This is a genomic window from Mesorhizobium sp. WSM4983 (genome assembly GCF_029625765.1).
Lineage (GTDB): Bacteria > Pseudomonadota > Alphaproteobacteria > Rhizobiales > Rhizobiaceae > Mesorhizobium.
In genome coordinates this window covers 1-373 of the sequence record NZ_JARTVM010000037.1, presented here as the reverse complement: position 1 = coordinate 373, position 373 = coordinate 1, and the positions used below count along the sequence as shown (strand labels likewise).

Genomic DNA, 373 nt, shown 5'->3' with positions numbered 1-373 from the left:
CATCAGCCGGGTCGGCAGCGGCGGCATGCCGGGGCCGTCCGAATAGACGGCGCCGAAACGCTCCTCCAGCACCGGCCAGTCGATCGCCTGCGCCAGCCGCACCAGCTCGTGCTTCATGTTGATGATTTGGTCGAGCCGGGAGCGGAACAGGTCCTGCTCTCCCGTCTCGCGCTTCTCGCGTGGCCTGGACATTCGCTGTCCCCTCGATTCGCCGCCGCCGAACCGAGTGAATCACGCTCCGCGCCACAAGGGAATCGCAAAACCGAATTGCAGGAAAACAGCGTCCAAATACCGCTAATCCTGCAATTCCAAAGCCGCTATCCGCCTCAATCAACAGGCCAGATCAATGGCTTGCGGATAGTTCACGGCCGAC

At 62.2% G+C, this 373-nt stretch carries 1 pseudogene; it reads right to left on the bottom strand.

What is annotated here, in order from left to right:
- Positions 1 to 192: pseudogene (locus tag P9254_RS28840) on the bottom strand (IS5/IS1182 family transposase); the annotation flags it as partial.
- Positions 193 to 373: the final 181 nt, after the last annotated feature.